Source organism: Streptococcus sp. (assembly GCF_019414905.1).
Taxonomy (GTDB): domain Bacteria; phylum Bacillota; class Bacilli; order Lactobacillales; family Streptococcaceae; genus Streptococcus.
In genome coordinates this window covers 4,134-5,399 of record NZ_DXLC01000049.1, presented here as the reverse complement: position 1 = coordinate 5,399, position 1,266 = coordinate 4,134, and the positions used below count along the sequence as shown (strand labels likewise).

General features: G+C 32.7%; 1 pseudogene. It reads left to right on the top strand.

Features of this window, described 5'->3' with window-relative positions:
* Positions 1–1,266 (top strand): annotated as a pseudogene (locus QZ359_RS01240) (hypothetical protein); the annotation flags it as partial.

The following is a 1,266-nucleotide window of genomic DNA, read 5'->3' as shown; positions in this document are numbered from 1 at the left end:
GGTGGGGATGCTTTAGCAGAAGAGTTTTTATCAATTCCAATGGAAACAGATGGAAAACATAATACATTACAAGAAGTCATAGATGACAAAAATGTTGCGATTATTGGTTTTGAAAATCCCCCTTATTCTAGCGAATTAGCCCGTGCTCAAGAAGGAAATGTTAAATCGATAGATAAATTTAGCTATATAAGGAAATTGATGTCCGATGAATTTGTTGGTGATAGTAACCATGCAAAAGATTTGCTAAATCAATTCGTTTGGTCTTTTGAAAAATACTTTATGAGAGATGAAAACGACTATTATATTTTATTTGCTCCTGTTAAGTATTGGAAATCAGTTGGTCTAATGCAAAAAATATTTATTAATGGTTTTCTAGCAAACAGAGGGAACTTTAAAGCACAAGAAAGTTCCGTTTTGGTAGCACTTTGGAAAAACGATCAAGATAACGAAACTGAAAGTATTACTGTAACTGCTAAAGAAATATGGAGAGATAATAAAAAATGGGGAACTGGGAAAGGAGCAGCAGTCATTGATGTACCTGAGGATGCTATTCTTAAAGATGTGAAGCATGTCACTATAAAAAAAGTATACAAAACGCTAGGAGAATACTATTCTAAAAAGTTAAAAACAGATGTGTTATCTAAAATTGCTACTGGCTACGATGGTAAAGAAGTGCCATTAAAAAGCTATGGAAAACCTGTTTATAATGACAATATTTTAGCGGTTATAGAAGCCAGTGGTTTTGGTACTACTCCGCAGGACATAAGAATGACTAGAATTGCTATTTATCATGGACGAGGTAGCCAAGTTAGAACGAATAATTACGCAGAGCAAACTGCTTTATTTGTTGCCAAGCAATACCCTCAAAAAAACTGGTATGAAAGGGATATTTACTATACAACTGCTGATAAAGGGGATTTGTATACAGAGGATACAGATTTTCTTAGAAAAGCTACATTATGGACTTGTATCTCTCAAAAAAATCATTGTTTGAGCTTTGATGGTTCTGATGGAAAGTTTTATAGTAACGAAATGTGCCTAGATAAGAACTCTCTAGTTCGTAAAGAATTGGTCGAACAAGAAAAATATGGAAAACTTGATAGAGCTGACTTAATGTTGCTAGGTGTCTTCGATGAATTACTTGAACTAGCTAAAAATACTCAAGAATATAATCCAAAATACAATTATGGTACTTATCAAATTGAATTGGACATAAATACATCATACAAAGATGGTAATGATAAAAAGATATTCAACAATGAAAAA